At 36.6% G+C, this 21646-nt stretch carries 18 protein-coding genes; 5 read left to right on the top strand and 13 right to left on the bottom strand.

Annotated features, from left to right (window positions below):
* Positions 1-14: 14 nt before the first annotated feature.
* The 10 genes from EKM02_RS07690 to EKM02_RS07640 form a co-directional block, all read right to left on the bottom strand.
* On the bottom strand, positions 15-1913 hold the full coding sequence (locus EKM02_RS07690; RefSeq protein ID WP_126453874.1) for an AMP-binding protein: 1899 nt from the start codon (positions 1911-1913) through the stop codon (positions 15-17).
* Positions 1914-1930: 17 nt separating this feature from the next.
* Entirely contained in the window at positions 1931-2293 is a 363-nt protein-coding gene (locus tag EKM02_RS07685; RefSeq protein ID WP_126453872.1) for a response regulator transcription factor, read from the bottom strand.
* A gap of 2 nt (positions 2294-2295) precedes the next feature.
* On the bottom strand, positions 2296-5001 hold the full coding sequence (locus EKM02_RS07680) for a sensor histidine kinase (protein ID WP_126453870.1): 2706 nt from the start codon (positions 4999-5001) through the stop codon (positions 2296-2298).
* A 249-nt stretch (positions 5002-5250) separates the two neighbouring features.
* Positions 5251-5478 (bottom strand): DUF6814 family protein, encoded by a 228-nt coding sequence (locus EKM02_RS07670; protein ID WP_126453866.1) that lies wholly within the window; start codon positions 5476-5478, stop codon positions 5251-5253.
* An 11-nt stretch (positions 5479-5489) separates the two neighbouring features.
* Positions 5490-7025, bottom strand: a complete 1536-nt coding sequence (locus tag EKM02_RS07665; protein ID WP_126453864.1) for an MFS transporter — start codon at positions 7023-7025, stop codon at positions 5490-5492.
* Between the two features lie 22 nt (positions 7026-7047).
* Positions 7048-8427, bottom strand: coding sequence for a porin (locus tag EKM02_RS07660; protein ID WP_126453862.1), 1380 nt, complete (start codon positions 8425-8427; stop codon positions 7048-7050).
* 102 nt (positions 8428-8529) lie between these two features.
* On the bottom strand, positions 8530-8949 hold the full coding sequence (locus EKM02_RS07655) for a helix-turn-helix domain-containing protein (RefSeq protein ID WP_126453860.1): 420 nt from the start codon (positions 8947-8949) through the stop codon (positions 8530-8532).
* Positions 8950-9247: 298 nt separating this feature from the next.
* A complete protein-coding gene (locus tag EKM02_RS07650; protein WP_126453858.1) occupies positions 9248-11005 on the bottom strand; it encodes a sodium:solute symporter family protein in 1758 nt (585 codons plus the stop codon).
* A gap of 39 nt (positions 11006-11044) precedes the next feature.
* Positions 11045-11302, bottom strand: coding sequence for a DUF4212 domain-containing protein (locus EKM02_RS07645; RefSeq protein WP_126453856.1), 258 nt, complete (start codon positions 11300-11302; stop codon positions 11045-11047).
* 22 nt (positions 11303-11324) lie between these two features.
* Positions 11325-12563 carry a hypothetical protein gene (locus EKM02_RS07640; protein WP_126453854.1) on the bottom strand — a complete coding sequence of 413 codons (1239 nt, stop codon included), beginning with the start codon at positions 12561-12563 and terminating at the stop codon, positions 11325-11327.
* Between the two features lie 828 nt (positions 12564-13391).
* Between EKM02_RS07640 and EKM02_RS07635 the strand changes: the two genes are divergently transcribed.
* The 4 genes from EKM02_RS07635 (at position 13392) to EKM02_RS07620 (ending at position 15686) form a co-directional block, all read left to right on the top strand.
* Positions 13392-13592 (top strand): hypothetical protein, encoded by a 201-nt coding sequence (locus EKM02_RS07635; RefSeq protein WP_148103537.1) that lies wholly within the window; start codon positions 13392-13394, stop codon positions 13590-13592.
* The gene (gene cobA, locus EKM02_RS07630) at positions 13589-14416 is read left to right on the top strand and encodes a uroporphyrinogen-III C-methyltransferase (RefSeq protein ID WP_126453850.1); all 828 of its coding nucleotides are present in this window, start codon (positions 13589-13591) and stop codon (positions 14414-14416) included. The genes EKM02_RS07635 and cobA overlap by 4 nt, the downstream gene beginning before the upstream one ends.
* A 189-nt stretch (positions 14417-14605) precedes the next feature.
* Positions 14606-15520, top strand: coding sequence for a bifunctional molybdenum cofactor biosynthesis protein MoaC/MoaB (gene moaCB / locus EKM02_RS07625; RefSeq protein WP_126453848.1), 915 nt, complete (start codon positions 14606-14608; stop codon positions 15518-15520).
* Positions 15507-15686, top strand: coding sequence for a hypothetical protein (locus EKM02_RS07620; protein WP_234423164.1), 180 nt, complete (start codon positions 15507-15509; stop codon positions 15684-15686). Before moaCB ends, EKM02_RS07620 begins: the two co-directional genes overlap by 14 nt.
* 299 nt (positions 15687-15985) lie before the next feature.
* Here EKM02_RS07620 and EKM02_RS07615 read toward each other — a convergent pair whose 3' ends face one another.
* Positions 15986-17752 carry a DUF885 domain-containing protein gene (locus tag EKM02_RS07615; RefSeq protein ID WP_126453846.1) on the bottom strand — a complete coding sequence of 589 codons (1767 nt, stop codon included), beginning with the start codon at positions 17750-17752 and terminating at the stop codon, positions 15986-15988.
* A gap of 179 nt (positions 17753-17931) precedes the next feature.
* Between EKM02_RS07615 and EKM02_RS07610 the strand changes: the two genes are divergently transcribed.
* Positions 17932-20079 (top strand): M3 family metallopeptidase, encoded by a 2148-nt coding sequence (locus tag EKM02_RS07610; RefSeq protein WP_126453844.1) that lies wholly within the window; start codon positions 17932-17934, stop codon positions 20077-20079.
* Positions 20080-20157: 78 nt separating this feature from the next.
* Here the strand turns inward: EKM02_RS07610 and EKM02_RS07605 are convergent, their stop codons facing one another.
* Both EKM02_RS07605 and EKM02_RS07600 read right to left on the bottom strand, forming a co-directional pair.
* Positions 20158-20538: a nuclear transport factor 2 family protein gene (locus EKM02_RS07605; protein WP_231507426.1), complete on the bottom strand. Its 381-nt coding sequence runs from the start codon at positions 20536-20538 to the stop codon at positions 20158-20160.
* Between the two features lie 65 nt (positions 20539-20603).
* Positions 20604-21512: a pseudouridine synthase gene (locus EKM02_RS07600; protein WP_126453842.1), complete on the bottom strand. Its 909-nt coding sequence runs from the start codon at positions 21510-21512 to the stop codon at positions 20604-20606.
* Between the last annotated feature and the right edge of the window lie 134 nt (positions 21513-21646).

Here is a 21646-nt window from a genome sequence, read left to right as displayed (position 1 = left end):
ATTATTGATAAATTTTATATGTTGTTAATTCCTATTTTATACTTTTTTAATGCGGTGATAATTTCTTCCACAATCGATTCGTCGTCAATGGTCGACGGAATTTGGAATTCGGCACCATCTGCAATGCTGCGCAGTAGTTTTCGAAGGGTTTTTCCCGAGCGTGTTTTTGGTAAGCGCGTTACAATAACTACATTTCGTAAAGAAGTGACCGCTCCAATTTGCTGGCGAATCAATTTAATAATTTCTTGCTCCAATTGATAATGCTCTATTGCAATATCTAATTTCGTTACGACTAAAGCCAACGGAATTTGTCCTTTCAATTCATCTTGAATTCCAATAACCGCACACTCTGCAACGAATCGGTGGGAAGCAACAACTTCTTCCATTTCAGCTGTAGACAAGCGGTGTCCTGCTACATTGATAACATCATCCGTTCTTCCGGTGATGAAAATATAACCGTCCTCATCTTTATAACCACCATCGCCAGATAGATAATAGCCATCAAATTTATTGAAATAACTGGCTTTAAAACGGGCTTCGTTTTCCCAAATACCCAACATATTTCCCGGAGGCAAAGGTAATTTTATGACAACCAAGCCTTCTTCATTGGCGCTTAATTCGTCACCGTTTTCATTGAAAATCCGAATATCATATCCACAAACTGCTTTTGTGGCAGAACCGAATTTCACCGGCATTTTTTCAATGCCGAGAGAATTGGCAATCATTGGCCAGCCTGATTCTGTTTGCCACCAATGGTCAATTACAGGAATAGGAATGTGTTGTTGATACCATTCTAAAGTGGCATTATCACAACGTTCGCCCGCCAAAAATTGATTTTTGAGACAACTTAAATCATATTGTTTGATGAATGTTCCATCAGGATCTTCTTTTTTGATAGCTCTGATGGCGGTAGGAGCCGTAAACATAGTGCCCACTTTATGCTCTGAAATTATTCTCCAAAACGTACTCGCATCGGGAGTTTTAATCGGTTTGCCTTCAAAAATTATGGTAGTATTTCGATTTAATAACGGAGCGTAAAGGATGTAGCTATGACCTACTGCCCAACCCATATCTGATGCGGCCCAAAAAGTCTCGCCATCTTTGACATTATAGATGTATTTCATAGAAAATTTCAATGCCACAGCATATCCACCAGTATCCCTTACAATTCCTTTTGGCTTTCCCGTCGTTCCCGAAGTGTACAAAATATAAAGAGGATGATTGGAATTTACAGGAACACAAGGCGTTTCTTCTGAACCATAAACCAAGGCATCATAATCTACGTCATATTTCTTAAACGGAATTCGGGCGCCTAATTTTCTGTTGAAAACGATTACTTTTTTTGGTCGGTGTGAAGCGAGTTCAATAGCTTGATCGACCAAAGGTTTGTACGCAATCAAACGATCCACTTCAATTCCCGAAGAAGCGGTAATAATGGCTCGGGGTTTGCAATCATCGATTCTGATGGCCAATTCATGTGGTGCAAAACCTCCAAAAACAACGGAATGGATTACGCCAATTCTTGCACAAGCCAACATGGCAAAAGCTGTTTGTGGAATCATGGGCATGTAAATTATTGCGGTGTCGCCTTTTTTTAATCCCAGTGATTGCATGCCTCCTGCGAGTTTTGCAACTTCGGTTTTTACTTCCGAAAAAGTGTATTTTTTTACGGTTTGTGTTACCGGAGAGTCATAAATAAAAGCGACCTGATCCCCACAGCCATCCTGAATGTGTTTGTCTAACGCCAGGTAACAAATGTTCAATTCGCCATCTTTGTACCAAAGCGGATAGCCATTTTCGTCTTTTGACAAAATTGTCTCCGGTTTGTTGTACCACTCAATTGCATCAGCTTGTTCAGCCCAGAATTTTTCTGGCTGCTCAATGCTTTCCTCATAAATTTCCTTGTATGTCATTGTGTTGAATTTGTTTCTTATTGAATTAATTCATGAACTTGGTCGACTAACTTTTTGATTGAAAAAGGCTTGACTACATATAAATTAGCGCCTAATGAAAGGCCTTTTTCAATGTCCTTTTCCTTGTTTTTTGCCGAAAGGAAAATGACTTTGCAATGCTGTAACCGTTCGTCTTTTTTTATCTGCTCTAATGTGGCATACCCGTCCACCATAGGCATCATGACATCAAGAATAATGACATCTGGAAGTTTATTTTTTAAAATATCCAATGCCTCCTGACCGTCGCGCGCAATGAAAACTTCAAAATTGTTCTTTTTGAAAGTGTACTCTAATGACATTACAATATTTGGTTCGTCATCTACAATTAAAATTTTTTTCATTTTTAATTATTTTCAGTTGTATTATAATTGGGTAATGTAAAGACGAATGTAGCTCCTTCAGCGGTATCGTCTTCGGCCCAAATTTTGCCTTTGTGATGTTCTATTATTTGTTTGCAAATAGCTAAACCCAAGCCGCTTCCTATTGGTTTTTTTACGTTTTGATTTCGAGATTGATAAAATTTATCAAAAATAGCCTGAAAATCTTCTTTCTTAATTGCCTTGCCGTTGTTGTGTATTTTGACTTCAATATTGTCTTTGTTTTCATGAATGGAAATCACTATTTTCCCATTTGTCTCAGCGCAGAATTTTATCGCATTGGATACTAAATTGTGAATCACCTGAATGATTCGTTCCTCGTCATAAAAGGCTTTGATCTCTCTTGATTCCTCCTGAAATTCAACATTTATGTTTTTGTTTTTTAGGAGTTGCTGGAGGGAATTCAATGTTTTTTTGATTGTTTTTGAAATGTTGTTTTTAGAGAGGTAAATTTTTTGTTTTCCGGTTTCAAATTTTTCTAAATCTAGAATTTTATCAATTAAACGATTCAAACGATCGGACTCAGAAATGATATTTTGCAAAAACTGTTTTCTCAACTCCTCCGGAATGTCATCATCATCATGAAGGATTTCGCTTGCCGCACGAATTGCGGTTATTGGCGTTCTCAATTCGTGGGTAACAGTGTCAAGAAATTCGTCTTTTTGAATGTCTTTGTTTATTAATTCCAAATTGGCATTTTTGAGTTGTTCGGATATTTTTTTTAATTCATTTGAGGTGTCTGTCAGCTTTTTGTTGATGATGATGTTTTCTTTGGATTCTTCTAAAATTCGCAACACTTCTGGCAGACTGATTTTGTCTTCTTTGACCACGCTTGATATTAATATTTTGGCGGAAGCCGTACCAATGTGTCCCGTCAATAAATTCTCAGCAAATTTTATAAATCGGGCATCGGCGGTGGTGATGTCTTTGTCTATGTTGTATTTCAAATTGAAAATGGTCAGTGCACGTTTTGTTCTTTCTTCCCCTAGAAATCGCTGCAATACTTTTTGAATGTCGGAGATATAGGCCGTTCCTTTCCAAATAAAAGCATTTTCATGATTGGTAATGTATTTGTCGATGTCTACAAACATTTCGGCATAATTGCGTTCCCTATAATTCCCTTTAAAACTAACGGAAATGGCCAGATAACTCATCAAATTGATTAATAAACTCCAAAAAACGGCATGTGGTATAGGTTCTAAATAATCCAGTCCGAAAAGCTGAAATGGTTTTAGAAGTTCAATTCCCCAGGGGCCTTCTTGAATGAATAAGCTTGTTGATTCGGTTATCCCAATGGCGTAAGGAACTAGAAGGGTATAAAAACAGGTTGTAAATCCAAGTAAAATCCCTGTTATGGCACCATTTTTTGATCCTCTTTTCCAGAATATGGCACCAAAAAAAGAAGGAGCCAATTGCGCGATTACTACAAAGGCGACAAGTCCTATAGAAACCAAAGAGTAGTCCAGAATAAAAATTCGATAGATAGCATACGCCACGATAATGAGGGAAAAAATACCTATTTTGCGACTAATCAAGATGCGTTTGTTGTTTTTTTTCTGTGAATCATTCTCGAGCGAACCTATAAAGCCATAAGGGATTAATAGATTGTTACTAAGCATAGTGGCGAGCGCAATTGATGAAACGATTATCATTGAGATCGCTGCCGAAAATCCCCCTAGAAATACTAAAATCATTACGGTGTTGTTGTTGAAATATTGCGGAATCAACAATGAATAGGTATCGGAATTGAGTCCTTGTCCCTCAAATAAGATGTTTCCTCCCCAGGCAATTGGGAATACAAAAAGATTAAAAAGTAACAAATACAGTGGAAAAAGCCAAATGGCTGTTCGAATGTGACTTTCTTTATTGTTCTCTACGATGGCGGTGTGAAACTGTCTTGGCAATAAAAAAATGGCAAACATAGACAACACACAAAGGAAAAACCAGTTGATTCCATTCGTGATTCCGCCAATGGTATTTTTTTTGTCAAAATTTTCAAGGACACTCGCTTTTTGATAAATATCATCAAATCCGTCAAAAACAAAGAAGGTTACGTAAATGCCAATCATTAAAAAGAAAACTAATTTTAGGATTGATTCCATGGCTACGGCAGTTACAATACCACGTCTTTTTTCAGAAGCATCCACGTAGCGTGTTCCATAATAAGAGGCAAATAATGCCAAAGCAAGACACACATATGTAGTTGTATCCGTAAAGATGTTGTCGCTTGATTGTGTTTTGCTGACAATATGAAAGGTATCTGAAATTGATTTTAGTTGTAATGAAATATAAGGAAGTATCCCAAAAACACACACCATGGTGACTAATGCTCCAAGAAATCTACTGTTTCCGTATCGTAAAGAAATAAAATCTGCTATACTGGAGATTTTATTCACTCTCGAAATTCGGATAATTCTCTTTAGGATGATCATCCACGTTGGTATAATAATAATAGGGCCTAAATAAATAGGTAAATAGGCTAGTCCTGTTTCTGCTGCGACTCCTATACTGCCATAATAGGTCCAAGCAGTACAATATACTGCCAATGAAAAAGAATAGACATACGGATTGTTTGTCCATTTAGAATGTCTTCTTTTTTCAGACCAATGCGCTATGTAAAACAAAATAGAGACATAGAGCGCTAAAATCAACAAAATACCTACACTATTCATAATATCTTTTTATGATTAAGTAGGTTATAGCAATTGAAAATAGCCATGCAGAAAAAATGTAGAGATAAATTAGGGGTAAACCAAAAATAGGCTTAGAACTGTCAAATAATAGCAAAAGCGGAATGTTCAATGCTAATAAGATTAACACTGAGAGGATAACCAGCTTTTGTTCATGTCTTTTTTTCATTGTAAAAAAATAAACAATCTCTGCAAAAAAATGCAGAGATTGTTTTTAAGGAATGCATTTAATTAATCGTTTTTTTCATCGTAATCTCCCATTAATGAGAAGTACCCAAAGGCACCCAATCCTAAAACAATTAGTGGGGTGAGTATGAATAGGATGATAATCCCGAATACTAAATCCTCTTGTTTACCAGACATAAATTTGGGCAATCCGAAAGTGAAGATGCAAAAATAGGCTGCAGCAGCTGCTAATGCAATCCAAACTAATCCTAAAATTCTTTTTATTTGATTCATAGCTGTGTTTTTTAAATGTGAGCGTTTTTGTCTTTATTTTTAATGTAAACCATTCCAATTACAAAGCTGACAGCAGCAATAACAATTGGATACCAAAGTCCTTCGAGGTAAAATTCCGGATTCCCGCCTTCTTTTGCATTTATAACAAAATAGGTTGAAATGGCAGGAAGCAGTCCTCCAAAAATTCCATTTCCTACGTGGTATGGCAACGACATAGACGTATATCTAATTTTTACAGGGAACATCTCTACAAGGAAAGCCGCAATTGGACCATATACCATTGTAACAAATATGACCTGAACGAAGACTAGAAATATTAACGACCATTCGTCAGCAGTTGTAATTTTGATTGTTGTTTTGGTGTCTACTTTTGGTTTGCCATCTACAACCATCGCCATTCCGTTTTCTAAATGTACGGTTTTTATTTCTTGAAAAGTAGTTCCATCCGCATACTCTTTACTGGTGGTGTAAATTGAGTCCATGGTTTGCTTCTTGTTCTCTTTCAGCTCCGCGAGTAGTGTTGTTTTTTCTACCATTTCCGTTTTATTGGCTATCGAGGTAGTTTCGTACATGCTTTTGTAAATAGGTCTGTATAATATGATGGCTAACAACATCCCGCCCATCATGATGTATTTTCGGCCTACTTTATCACTTAACCAACCAAAAAGGATGAAAAATGGAGTACCAAGCATTAATGCAATTCCCAGTAAAGTGTCAACTTGTGACGAATCAATAGCCATTACAGTTTTCATGAAATTCATGGCATAGAATTGACCAGTGTACCAAACGACCCCTTGGCCCATAGTAGCTCCAAATAAAGCTAATAAGACAAATTTCAAATTGTAACGATTTCCAAAACTTTCTTTCAATGGATTGGTACTAGTTTTTCCTTCCGCTTTTGCTTTAGCAAAAACAGGAGATTCATCCATATTTTTTCTAATTAAATAAGAAACGCCAACCATGATGATAGATACCCAGAACGGAACTCTCCATCCCCATTCGTCAAATTGCTCTGGCGTAAGGATATTTCGGGTGGCTAAAATTACCATCAAAGAGATGAATAAACCCACTGTTGCCGTAGTTTGAATCCACGAAGTCCAGTAGCCTCTTTGTCCTACAGGGGCATGCTCTGCTACGTATGTCGCGGCTCCGCCATATTCACCACCCAAAGCAAGGCCTTGTAATAAACGAAGAATTAATACTAATAAAGGAGCCATAAATCCAATGGTTTCATAACTCGGAATACAACCTATCAAGAAGGTAGCACCACCCATTAAAAGTAAAGTAACCATGAAGGTGTATTTCCGCCCAATTAAATCTCCTAATCTTCCAAAGAAAAGGGCTCCAAATGGTCTAACTACAAACCCTGCTGCAAATGTTGCCAAAGTTGACAGGAAAGCAGCTGTTGGATTATCCGAAGGGAAAAATTTAGTTGAAATTACAACTGCTAAACTTCCAAAGATGTAAAAGTCATACCATTCGATCATGGTACCCATTGAGGATGCGGAAATAACTTTCCAAATTCCTTTTGTTGATTTTTCTTTCATGTATTGTTATTTTTAAAATTGATTATAGATAAATTTGAAGTTGTACTATGAAGTCTCCTAATGATCCTGAGCGGTTTGTTAGAGAGGTGTATACGGGTCTAGTTGAATATTGCGCCGTTATTTTGGCATGGTGTCCATCTATGAAAAAGTTAGATCCTACATCAAACTGTGTGCTTGATTGTTCCAAAGCATCAAAGTTTTTATAGGTAACAGCACCGAAAGGCTGGATACGAATTTTAGGTTTTGCTTCTTTACATGGCAATAAAACACCTGCTTGTGTGTACCAAATATTTCCAGATCCCATCGTTGGCTGTGCATTTCCAGCTCCCGCTATAGCTCTACTCCCTGTGAAATTTGGATCTACTGAGCCAATATTCATAATCCCAACATTACGCAAATAATTAGGACCAAAATCATAATCATATAGTACACTGTACGCTGTAACGGCCATTTTGTTTTCTTTTTTTCCAATAGGCATATCAAGAAAAACATCGGCAGAGAAAAGTTTGATGTCATGTTTGTTGATCGTGCTGTTTACAGAAGTTTTTGTGGCATCAGGTGCAGTGTAAAAACCAGCACCAATGTTGAATACTTTTTTAGTTCCTAAATAGCTACCTACTTTAAAAGGCAATACATTGGCTTCTTGATCTAAAAATTGATACTCAAAATAACCCGCTTTAGACCATTTTGTATTTCCGCTATTGTCAACCGCTACTGCATTATCGGCCACTGTTACATTAGTAGGAACTAAATTTGTAGCATACGGTTTATTATAACTCATTCTATATTCTAACTTACCGTATTTTCCTTTAGCGAATAAACCTACTTGTCTGGCAAACTGATCGGAGTTCTCTATTAAAGGCCAGTTAAAAATAGGGGCGTCTATGGTTAAGAAGTTTAGCGTTGAAGCCATCGTAAGTCTAGACAATCCCATGTAGTAGTGCAATCCAGCTCCGAGGGTAAAACTAAATTTCTTATCTTTTTCTGGTAATACAACTGCATATTCATTCCATGCGTCATGAAAGAATAAGCCAGGTTTTTTTCCGGCACCGTAGCCACCAGTACCTGAGGATCCTGCTGCGCCACCGTTAATAAAAGTTTGGTTGTTGATTCCAAAATGGGTTAAGATCATGTATCTTTTGGATACTTGAGCATAAGCTAGAAAACGCAGACGTCGATTACCAATGTCGGTTGCGGTTGAAGTTGCTTCGCCACCAATCATTGTTCCTGGATTCATCGCAGAGGAACGCATCCAGATCTGGTTCCATGCAATTACACGCATGAATTTGGAACCGTCTTCGTTCAGGTTAAATTTCAATCCAGCGCCATAGTCAGTAGAGCCTTGTGAAAAACTTTTTAGCGACAATAATAATAGTGCCGCGATAAAAAATATTTTTTTCATAAATAAAATTTTGGTTATTAAATGGTTGGTTAATAAAGTGCCAAATTGAGTTATTTAATTCTAGAAAAAAATTTTGATATATTTTTATGTAAAGAGATATAGTTAGTCCTTGAATCGTTCCCATTTTATGAGCATAAACTTGTCTCCTAATTCAGTAATGATCATGCCTGCTCCGGATAACAATTGTTTATTTTTGAGATATTCCACCAGTTCTAAGTGACTAAAAATCTTATAAGTAGGGTGGTAATTTGCATGCGAAGGTTTTTTGATGTTAAAAGACTTTACCCAATTGCTGATCGTAACATGTGAAACGCCCAGAATACGCTCTATTTCTCGAAAACTGAGTCCTTCCAGATACAGCTGTAAAGCCTTGGTAACATAGTAATCATCAATCTTTTTCCCTATTTTATTTACCGTAAAAAAATACTTGCATTTTTTGCATAAGTACCTTTGTTTACTGTTGATTATGCCACTTTTTATTATCTGATTGTTTTGGCATTTAGGACAGCTTAAAATCTCCATATATATAAATTTTGCATAAATATAGTAATTTAGCAACAATTTAAAAATGAATTGTGTTAAAAAAATAGATTTATTTTACACACTATTTATTTTTATTGGTGAACGCTTTAATTATAAGTAGATAATTGCAGTTTTATGTAAAGCAGTTTTTAGAAAGTAGAAGTTTATTGGGTGTTAAAAATTAAATAGGGTTTGCCTCTTTGTAGCAATTTTTTTTAGACAAAAATATCTTTGGTAGTAAATAAAAAGCGCTATTCTATCCGAAGAAAAGCGCTTTTTATTGGTGTTAAAATTGGTTTTAATGTGAGGAGGCTTCACCAACACCTGAAGGAATTCGGATGTTTTCTACAATTTCCTGAACTTCCAAGGGTGGCTCCGGTGTAAAACTATTGATAATAAAAGCAACAATGAAATTGGCTAACATAGCGATTGTACCAAAACCTTCTGGAGAAATGCCAAACCACCAGCCGTCTTTTAATCCGGAAACAGCGTCTTGTCCGCCATCGAAAATTCCAAATTTGAATTTCAGCATATAAAAAAGCATCAAAAGCATTCCTACTATCATTCCTCCAATAGCGCCCTCTTTGTTCATTTTTTTGTGAAAAATACCCAGAATAATAGCTGGAAAAAAAGAGGCTGCAGCTAAGCCAAAGGCTAATGCAACGACGGCTGCGACGAATCCGGGTGGATGTATTCCAAAATAACCTGCAATAACTACTGCTACGGTTGCAGCTCCCCTGGCTGCCCATAATTCGGCTTTTTCTGAGATGTTAGGGTTGATCATTTTCTTGATCAAATCATGTGAAATCGAGGATGAAATAACCAATAATAAACCTGCAGCCGTGGATAAGGCTGCGGCCAAAGCACCCGCCGCAACCAGAGCAATAACCCAATCCGGTAAATTGGCAATTTCCGGATTTGCTAATACCATAATGTCATTATCAATTTTTAGCTCACTTCCCTTTAAGCCTTTTGCGTCGGCAGAGGCCAGAAAAACAAGATCTTTTGATTGATCATTATAGTACTGAATTACTCCATCTCCATTTTTATCATCAAATATTAATAAACCTGTTTTTTCCCAATTGCTAAACCATTCCGGCATACTGGCATATTCTTTATTGTTTACGGTTTCTAATAAATTAGTTTTAGCAAAAACAGAAATTGCTGGTGCGGTGGTATACAATATTGCAATGAGTAGCAAGGCTAGACCTGCTGATTTTCTGGCATCCTTTACATTTTTTACAGTAAAGAAACGCACAATAACATGCGGCAAACCTGCTGTTCCAGCCATTAATGCTAGTGTGATTGCAAAAATATCAATCACTGATTTCGTTCCGCTGGTGTATTCCGCAAAACCCAATTCAGTAGAGAGGCCGTTTAATTTGTCCAGTAAATAAGTGCCTGATCCGTCATTAATAGTTCCTCCCATTCCTAGTTGCGGAATTGCATTTCCTGTCATTTGAATCGATATGAAAATAGCAGGCACCATGAAAGCAAAGATCAAAACGCAATATTGCGCAACTTGAGTATACGTAATTCCTTTCATCCCACCCAAAACAGCGTAAAATAAAACGATTACCATTCCAATTATAACGCCAGTGTCAATTTCAACTTCGAGAAATCGGGAGAAAACTACTCCAACGCCTCTCATTTGTCCGGCTACATAAGTAAAAGACACGATTAAAGCACAAATTACGGCTACCGTCCGGGCGGTATTCGAATAATAGCGTTCCCCGATAAAATCAGGGACTGTAAATTTCCCGAATTTTCTCAGATAAGGAGCCAGTAATAATGCCAATAGCACATAGCCACCCGTCCACCCCATCAGGTAAACGGCGCCGTCATATCCTGAAAAAGAAATAATTCCGGCCATGGATATAAAAGAGGCGGCACTCATCCAGTCAGCCGCAGTGGCCATTCCGTTAGCCAAAGGGGAAACCCCTCCTCCTGCAATGTAAAATTCTTTAGTAGAGCCTGCTCTGCTCCAAATGGCTATGCCAATGTAAAGCGCAAATGATATACCTACTATGATGTAGGTCCAAATTTGTACATTCATATTTAGTAATTTTAAGATTAAATAATTAAACTGAAAAACCTATTCGTCATAACCATATTTCTTGTCTAATTTATTCATCAAATGAACATAGACAAAAATTAGAACGACAAAAACATAAATGGAACCTTGCTGTGCAAACCAAAATCCTAGTGGGAATCCACCCAGTTTTATGGTGTTTAATTGTTCTGCAAATAGTATTCCTGCTCCAAAAGAAGCGATAAACCAGATCGCTAGTAAAATAAAGAGGTATCGTACATTTTCCTTCCAATAGGCGCTTGCGTTTTCTTGTGTTGTCATACTGTTTTTTTAATAGATTAATTTATAAATAGATCATGGCTTGTAATGTAATTGTATTGATGGTGTTGAACGTAGCATATTTCAGAGATTGAAATTCTAACGTTAATTTTGAATTATGGCCACTGAAATAAGCATTGGCGCCAATTCCAAATTGATTTGCAGAATCATCTAAAACATCAATTTGACGATTGTCATAAGATACATACGGCTGGATACGGTTTTTAGATTCTCCCGGAATAACATACCCTATATGACCGTGAACTAGAGAGCCAGTTTCATAAGTAGTTCCTAATCTAAAATTTTTGCCATAATCTGTTTTTTGAAACATACCATAAGCGGTTATGGCTCCTCCTTTAGTGCCAACTGGGACATCGTAAAAAGCATCCAGAGCAAAAATGTTTACATTTTTACCACTTATATTTCCCGAAGCATCCGCTACGACTGCACCATTAGGATGGGAAAAAAATCCGGCTCCAATATTAAATACTTTTTGTGTTCCTAAATAGGATCCTACTTTATAGGGCAAAACATTGCTTTCGGTATCAAAAAGGCTGTATTCAAAATAACCGGCAAAGGTTTTTCCCGCAGCTTTTGAACCCAATAACCTTCTGCCTGTATAGGTAGCGGCTCCGCCATTAGTAGGCACAACTAATTGTTCTAAATTATTATTTGAGGCTTCATTCACAGAAACGCGATACTGTAACTTTCCAACGGTTCCTTTTGCATAAACCCCAATATGTCTGGCAAATTGATCCGATAAACCCAGCGTAGCCCAGCCTTGACGCGTATTGTCTAAGGTCATTAAGTTTAAAGTTCCTTGGTTGTTCATTCTGGAGATTCCGTTCCAATAATGCAACCCTGCGCCCACGGCATTATTTGCGCCCAAACTGTATTGTGCCCATGCATCATGAAGAAAAAATTGTGAGCCATCACCAAGTCCGGTTGGAGTCATTGAATTAGCATTTAAACTATTCAATCCAACATGGGTGACTATCAGAAAGTCTTTATTAATTTGTGCTAACAATAATACTCTGGATCTCCTAACGCTAAAATCGATATCGCCTTGTTGGTTTCCATTGGCATCTAAAGGGCGATCCGAATTGTATTGGGACCAAATTTGAGCCCAGGAAATCACCCTTAGATATTTTGTTCCTTCGTCATTTAAATCAAATTTCATCCCAGCTCCATAATCCGGAGAACCTTGTGAAAAACCTTTTAAAAAGAGGAGCAGTAGGAAAGCTATCAAATACGTTTTTTTCATAATAAATTAGAATTTAAGGTGTTAAAAAATATTCTTGCAACAATGCTAAAGTCCAATTTTATATTTGGTATAAAAACATATGGTATATATTTAAGTTAAATGCTATAGTTTTATATAAATTAAAGACTTTTAATGTACAGGAATGGATAAGTCCGCTTGTGGTTTATATAAGTCTGACAGGAACGAAAAAGGATTGGTGTTTTGATGAAGTATCTTCAGTTAAAGCACTAAAATCAATCATTAAAATTAATTTTTACTTGTATTTTTTTTTTTTAGGAATTTAACCGCAATTGGTTTAGCCGGAACAGCACGATTCTCAACTTGTTTTAAAATCAATATGATCTTTTACATTAGGAATGTTCTTGTTGTATTAAAAAAAGAGAAATAAGGGAAATGCAGTGGTTGTTTTATAAATACTTTTCAGATAGAATTTATTAGCTTCTTTCTGTTTTTTGTATTGCTGACGGTGCTTAAGCTGTTTGTGTGTGGTTGTATTCTGGGTATATTCAATAGGAAAAGGTTCGAGTGTATATAAATTTTACAAAAATATAGTAAATTAGCAATTATACAAAAAACGAATTATGTAAAAAATAAGATATATTTTTATATTATTCTGTTTTATATGCAGTTAATTATCTTAATAAACGATGATATAATAGGTTTTTTGCTTAATAATCACATATTGACTGTATCTTGAATTATTTTTATTTTTTAACTAAAACGATAAAACGACTAGGATTTTAATATAATTTTTGTCTTTTTGTATAAATATAATTTATTTGTCATAAATAAAAAACTGCTTTTGAAGAGGCAAATCGGATGCATCCTTTGATCGGAATCAATTCGAAACGAATACTGCCAGTTTTAAAAAAGGCAATTGATGAAAATGATTTGAAAATGACACGCTCAATTGCATCGGTACAACACCAATTGATTCCAATTCCGAATGAAAAACGACAGGTGTTTAAAAATATAAATGCTGTTGCCGAGTTGAACGAATTGAATACCAATTTATCCCAGTTAAAATGAAAAATTCCAATACACCAAAATTGACAATCGTAGGGGCAGGTCCCGGAGATGTAGAGTTAATTACTTTGAAAGCGATCAAAGTATTAGAAAGTGCCGCTGTTGTTTTGTATGATGCCCTTGTAAATGAAGAATTGTTGCAATATGCGTCGAATGCCGAAATTATTTTTGTAGGAAAACGTTTTGGTTGTCACGCCTACAGTCAAGATCAAATTAATGAGTTGATTGTATCGATGGCAAAACGGTTTGGTCATGTCGTCCGGTTGAAAGGCGGCGATCCATTTGTTTTTGGAAGAGGAAGCGAAGAGATTGAATATGCTGAAAAATTTGATTTGGAAACCGCAATTGTTCCCGGAATTTCATCGGCTTTAGGTGTCCCGGCGTCTAACGGAATCAGTTTGACACAGCGAAAAATTGCCGAAAGTTTCTGGGTAATCACCGGAACTACTTCGAATCATAAATTATCTAAAGATGTAGCTTTGGCATCGCAATCCGCCGCAACGGTGGTTATTTTGATGGGAATGAATAAATTAGACGAAATTATTTTGATTTATCAAAACAACAGAACCGATGATTTACCGGTTGCCATCATTCAGAACGGAACAAAAGACTCGGAGAAAAAAGTGGTGGGAACCATCAATTCTATTGTGAAATTGGTTCACGAACACCAACTTTCATCACCTGCAATTATTGTCATTGGAGAAGTAGTGCGAAATGCTTCAAAACTAACGGCTTATTTTCAAGAGAAGAAAGTAGAAGATATACCTGTTTCTGATAAAGAAGTAGCTGAAAACAGTACTTTTACGGAGAATAGAAATAGGTTGTAGTATAAATATCATAAAGTAACCGAGTCGAAGGTCTTAAAGGCTAAAGTCATAAAGTCCGTTGTCGATAGCGATTGTCTTTAATGATTGTCTTAAACATTTTAAAGTACAAAAATAATTAAAAAGTAGCTCGTAGTTCCTATAATTAGTCGTTATCAGATTTAACCTGAAACTTTAAACATTTAAAAAAAAATGGTTGATATCACACATAAAATAAGTACGCTTCGTACAGCAACCGCAAAGGCCACAGTAATTGTGAGTCTTCAAGCCACAATTGACGCCGTTATAAATAATCTGGTTCCCAAAGGAAACGTGCTGGAAATGGCTAAAACGGCTGGTTTGTTTGCCGTGAAAAACACGCATTTATCCATTCCGGATTGCCATCCTATTCCAATTGAATTTACATCGGTGGAATATGAAATTAACGAATTACGCATTGATATTATTTTCAACGTGAAAACGGTTTACAAAACCGGAGTTGAGGTAGAGGCGATGCACGGTGCTTCGATTGTGGCGCTTACAATGTATGACATGCTGAAACCAATTGATAAAAATATCGAGATTTCAACCATCAAATTAATTAGTAAGGAGGGCGGAAAATCTTCTTTCAAAAACAGATTTCCATCAGCCATCAAAGCGGCGGTTTTCGTTTGTTCCGATTCTATTTTTTCGGGAGATAAGCAAGATCGTTCCGGAAAAATAATCGTTGAAAAACTGGGAATTAACGGAGTAGAAACGACGCATTACGAAATCATACCGGATGAAATTGATGTGATTCAGGAGCGGACTAAAGCTTTTGCCAAAGAAAATCAATTGATCATTTTTACAGGAGGTACCGGGCTTTCGCCAAGAGATGTTACCCCGCAAGCACTGGAACCTTTATTAGAAACCCGAATTCCGGGAATTGAGGAGGCCATTCGCAATTATGGACAACAACGCATGCCGTATTCCATGCTTTCCAGAACAGTCGCGGGAACTTTAGGGAATTCGTTGGTATTGGCTTTGCCAGGTTCAACCAATGGCGCAAAGGAATCTATGGATGCGATATTTCCTCATGTGCTGCATGTTTTTCATGTTTTAAAAGGCAATAATCATGACGCCAAATAACGCTGTTTTATCGAATGATTTTGAACGTAAACACAACTATTTGCGTATTTCTCTGATTGAGAAATGCAATTTGCGTTGTGCCTATTGCATGCCAGCTGATGGAATTGTAGTACCTCCAAAAGCGAGCCTGATGACGACTGACGAAATTCAAGCAATCGCCAGCTAGCGCGAGCGTCCCGCTCGTGCCCATAATCAAATACTTCAATTAGTTGAACCCCGTTCCCCGTTCGCTCAGATACCCACAATCGTTAGCGCAGAATTGTATTCTGTGCCCACAAACGACGGCAGGCAAAAAAGCCAAAAAAAGCTACATCCATAAAACAGAATAACTTTTTTTGTGCCTAAAGATTGATTGAGAAGCAGTTTTGTCAGGTTAGTTTTGGTTGTTAATTGAAGTATGCTTGAGAATAGCTATTTAAAACAATGCAGAACAGGAATAAGACGTTAACGGTTATTTTTTTCATTTTAGTTAGATTTAGGTATCCAAGCATTAATTTTATTTTCTAATATCGCTAAAGGCATTACACCGGATTCCAATACTTTTTCATGGAATTTTTTAATATCGAATTTAGCACCCATTTTTGTTTCGGCTTTTTTACGTAATTCTAGAATCTTCAACTGACCAATTTTATAGGATAAAGCCTGTCCAGGGATGGCCATATACCGCTCTATTTCTGGAATAATACTAGCTTCACTTTCGGCCTCATTTGCTAATGAATATTGGATGGCTTGCGCTCTAGTCCAGTCTTTGGAGTGCAGTCCAGTGTCAACTACTAATCGCACTGCGCGGTGCATTTCATTGCCCAGCATTCCAAAGTATTGATATGGATCTTGATACAATCCCAGTTCTTTTCCTAAGCTTTCCGTGTACAAAGCCCAACCCTCACCATAAGCGCCAAACCAATTGAATTTTCTGAAGTCAGGAAGATTTTCGTTTTCCTGCTGCAAGGATATTTGGAAATGGTGTCCAGGAACGGCTTCATGCAAAAACAAATCTTCATCGCCGTACATATTATAATTCGCTACATCAGGTATCGGAACATAGAAAATGCCTGGGCGCGAACCATCAGCAGTTCCTTGATTGTACTCGGCGCTAGCCGTTTTTTCTCTAAAGGCTTCTGTTCTTCTGATTTCAAACTTCGTCTTGGGTTGGAGTGCGAATAATTTATCTACATTCGGTTTGATTCGGGTATAAATGCTTTGAAAATTGGCTATAACCTCTTCTGGTTTTGTAAATGGTTTTAATTCTTTTTTGTTTCTAACCACTTCAAAGAATTCTAATAAAGTGCCCTTGAAACCTACTTGCGTTTTTACCTTTTCCATTTCGGAGTTCAATCGTGCGACTTCTTTTAATCCCAGTTCGTGAATTTGTTCGGGAGTCATATCAGTAGTGGTCCATTGTTTTACATACGTGGCATATAGCTCTTTTCCAAAAGGCAAACTTCCTATTCCGCTGGTAGCTCTGGAAGCAGGAAGATATTCTTTATTCAGGAAATCGGCCATTTTCTTGTATTGCGGAATCAATTTGTTGTTGATGGTTGCGGTATATTTTGCGGTTAACTCGTTTTTGATTCTGTCAGGAAAAGTAGTAGGCAGGAGTATTATAGAAGAATAAAACAAATTGTCTTCGATTTTAGGTGTAGCCATTTCTGCAAATTGTGGAATCAGTTTTACCGTTAATGATTTTGGTAAAACAACCCCTTTTGCCATTCCTTTTTTCATATACACCATTGCTGAATCGATCCAGACAGCATATTTGTCCATTCTTTTTAGGAAATTGGTATAATCTTGTTCTGTCTTAAATGGTTGTGCACCGGTTCCTCCCGCAAATTGTCCCATGGTTAGATGTGTTCCCCAAAATTGATGTACCGGCAGCAAATTTGTCGGTTGTTTTAATAAATCTTTCCCGATTTCAACTTCCCATTTGATGATTTCGTAACTGTTTTTTTCCTCTTCGGATAAGTCTTCAATATCAAATCCTTTTAAGGCAGTTTGGTATTTGTCAAAGAAAGCTTCTTGTGATTTTCTAAAACTGTCCGTCATTTCAAACTGCAGTTGGTCGTTGTATTGGTTTTGACCACTTTGGGTCGCATCCAGAGGATTCATGGCATTTTTGTCGTCAAAATAATTTTCTGTCAGACTGCTAAAGTCTTGTTTTTTTTCTTCCGATTTACAATTAAGTAGCAATAATGAAGTGGTTACGGAAAGTAAAAGAGTGGTTATTTTTTTCATAATTATATTTGGTAATAGATTGAGCTAATTTATTGTTTTTTTTTCAAATTCAAATGTAAGGATAGTTTTTCGTTTGTAAAAATATCTTTATTTGTCATAAAATTTAGTTAACGCGCCATCGTACAGTTTGTTTTTAGTAGATTTCTGCTAAATTTACTTTTTTAATTAATCACACCTAAATGAGAAAAAAATCCTTTTTTATTTTGTTAGTTATCGGAAATATGCTAACAATTGAAGCACAAGAAAAACAAGAAAACACTAGTATGAATCCATTTTTTCAGGCTTACGACACGCCGTTTAATGTGCCGCCTTTCGATAAAATTAAAAACGAACATTTTAAGCCCGCGATTTTAGAGGGAATTAGTGCCCATCAAGCGGAGGTTAATGCTGTTGCAAATAATACGCAACCCGCTACTTTTGAGAATACGATTCTTGCCATGGAAAATGCAGGGGAATTATTATCGAATGTGAATACGGTTTTTTCTAATCTGAATTCGGCGAATACCAATAAAGAGATTCAGAATATTGCCAAAGAAATGGCACCAAATCTTTCCGCGCACAGAGATAATATTTACCTGAACGAGAAATTATTCGCAAAAGTAAAAACGCTTTGGGACAAAAAAGAAACTTTGGGACTGAATTTAGAACAGGCTAAAATTCTGGATAATGCGTACAAAGATTTCGTTCGTAGTGGAGCCAATTTATCAAATGCTGACAAGGAAATATTGCGTAAAATAAACGGAGATCTTTCGCTGACCAGTTTAAAGTATGGACAGAATATTTTGGCGGAGACTAATTCATACGAGTTGGTTGTTGATACCAAAAAAGATTTGTCTGGATTGCCACAAGGATTAATTGATGCTGCAGCTGTTGATGCCAAAGCAAAAGGCAAAGAAGGAAAATGGGTTTTTACCCTTTCTAATTCCAGTGTGATGCCATTTCTGCAATACAGTTCTAATCGAGAATTGCGCAAGCAAATTTGGAATGCCTACCAGACTAGAGGTAATCAAGATAATGAATTTGACAATAAAAAGAATGCAATAGCATTAGCAAATCTTCGTGGGCAAAAAGCACGATTATTAGGGTATAAATCACATTCCAATTATGTCTTGGAAGAATCAATGGCTAAAACTCCCGAAAATGTGAATAAGCTATTGAATGATTTGTGGAAACCAGCTTTGGAAATTGCTAAAACGGAAGCTGCCGATATTCAGAAAATGATGGCTAAAGAAGGAATTAAAGGTGCCGTACAGCCGTATGACTGGAGGTATTACACGGAGAAAATCAGAAAAGAACGTTTTGATTTAGACGAAGAAGAATTAAAGCCGTATTTCAGTTTAGAAAATGTTAGAAAAGGCGTTTTTCAAGTAACCGAAAAGCTATACGGGCTTCAGTTTAAAGTATTGACGGATGTTCCAAAATACCATGAAGATGTTACAGGTTGGGAAGTGACTGAGAAAGACGGAACCCATTTGGGTGTTTTATACATGGACTTTCATCCGCGTGAATCCAAACGAGGCGGTGCATGGATGACCTCGTACAGAACTCAAAAAACGGTTGACGGAAAACGCGTGGCTCCAGTAGTTTCTATTGTTTGTAATTTTACTAAACCATCAGCGAATGCCCCAGCACTTTTGACATTTGATGAGGTTACGACTTTCTTTCACGAGTTTGGACATTCTTTACACGGAATGCTGTCTAATGTGACTTATAAAAGTTTAGCAGGAACAAGTGTTCCAAGAGATTTTGTAGAACTTCCTTCTCAAATTATGGAGAATTGGGCAGCTGAACCAGAGGTCTTAAAAATGTATGCAAAGCATTATAAAACTGGGGAAGTGATTCCAGAAACATTGGTGAATAAATTAAAAAAAGCAGGGACTTTTGACCAAGGTTTTACTACAACAGAATATCTAGCAGCTTCTTTATTGGATTTAGAATACCATTCTCAAACCAAAGACATTACCGTTGATGCAAACGCTTTCGAAAAAGCAGCAATGACAAAAATTGGTTTGATTCCATCTATTATTCCAAGATACCGAAGTACGTATTTCAGTCATATATTCTCTGGAGGATATTCTTCCGGATATTACAGTTATATATGGTCAGGAGTTTTAGATACGGATGCTTTTGAAGCGTTCAAAACAACTACTTTGTTCAATCCTGAAAAAGCCAAATTATTCCGTGAGAATGTTTTGGAAAAAGGAGGGACAGAAGATCCGATGGTTTTGTACAAACGTTTCCGCGGTGCGGAGCCAAGTATTGAACCGCTGTTGAGAAAACGTGGTTTGGACAAAAAAGAAGAAGTATTTAAAAAGATAAAAGGATAAAATAATTTTGTTCTAAAGCAAAAACCCTACAATACAAATAATGTGTTGTAGGGTTTTTTATTGTCCTTCAAAAAAGGCTTATCCGTGATACACTCTGGAAGCAATTATTTTACCTTCTCTGATATCTAATACTTCTGCTACCAGTAAATCTTCTTCACCGGCTACCGTTCGTATGTATTCCATAAAAACGCGGTCACCATTTGCGGTAAGCGATTTTACATTGTAATTCAAACTAGGCAAACGTTCAAAAGTATCTTTCCACCATTCTCGCAAGGCTTCTTTGCCGGTGACAAAACCGTTGCTTTCGGGTTTGAATATTTTTAGTTTTGGACTAAAATGCACAGCATCGTCATCATACAAAGACAATAGTTTTTCTAATTCTTTATTGTTGAAAGTTTCAAACCATTTAAAAGCTATAGATTGTAATTTTTCGGGCATCATACTAATTTTGATTTGCATTTTTAATTAAAAAAATCCCGTTTTGCTAAGCAAAAGGGATTTAATTTTATAATTTCAAAGAAATATTAAACGTTCTTCAAATTGATAATCTCTTGTTCAGTAAGCAATCTCCAGTTTCCTCTTGGCAAATTCTTTTTAGTCAAACCAGCAAAAGCAACTCTGTCAATACGCAACACATCATAACTGAAATGTTCAAAAATATTACGAACCACTTTCACGTTAGCGGATCTCAACTGTAATCCAATTTCACTTTTCGCTTCTCCGTCAATGTAGCTTACATCTTCAACGAAAACACGGTGTCCATCAAGAGTCAGTCCTTTGTTTATTTTTTCTAAATCCTCAAATTTCAAGTTTTTATCTAATGAAACTTGGTAGATTTTAGATGATTTTTGACTTGGTAAAGTAAATTTGCGAATCATATCCGTATCATTCGTAAACAATAGTAAACCAGTTGTATTCTTGTCCATTCTCCCAATAGCGCCAATTTTTGCTGTTGTAGAGCCTTTTACTAGTTCCAGTACATTACGATATTCCTGACCTTCGTCCATCGCAGTAGTAAAGTTTTTTGGTTTGTTCAATAAGATGTATACTTTTTTCTCCGGTGTCAAAGTGGTGCCATCAAAATTTACTACGTCTCCCGGTTTTACCATATATCCCATTTCGATAACGGGAATTCCATTTACTTTTACAGTTCCGGATTGAATGTAAATATCCGCATCACGACGCGAGCATGCCCCAGAATTAGCGATGTATTTATTCAAACGGATTTCGTCTTTTACCTTTGGTCTTTTAGGAGCTTGATTTGGTTTTTTTTCTACTTTATCCGTATCGACAGCTACAACTTTAGTATTTATTTTAACTTTTTTTGGCCCTTGTGCCCGTTTTTGCATCGCAGGTTTTGGCTTGTTAGAACTTGGTCTTGAACTATTTGTTCTAGCACCACTTCCTTTATTGTTGCCTTGCTTATTATTCATAATATTCCTTAATTTGCGCAAAGATAGTATTTATATAATTGACAATCAATAGATGGCAATTATAAAAAAGGTAACTGGCTTGTTAATAAGCGAATTAAAAAAAAATTAAATTCGCTTTTTAGAGCTGGCTCTTG

It is taken from the genome of Flavobacterium sp. RSP49, from assembly GCF_003968735.1.
In the GTDB taxonomy this organism is placed as follows: domain Bacteria; phylum Bacteroidota; class Bacteroidia; order Flavobacteriales; family Flavobacteriaceae; genus Flavobacterium.
The sequence above is the reverse complement of the archived record's forward strand: the minus strand, read 5'-3'. Positions and strand labels throughout refer to the sequence as shown.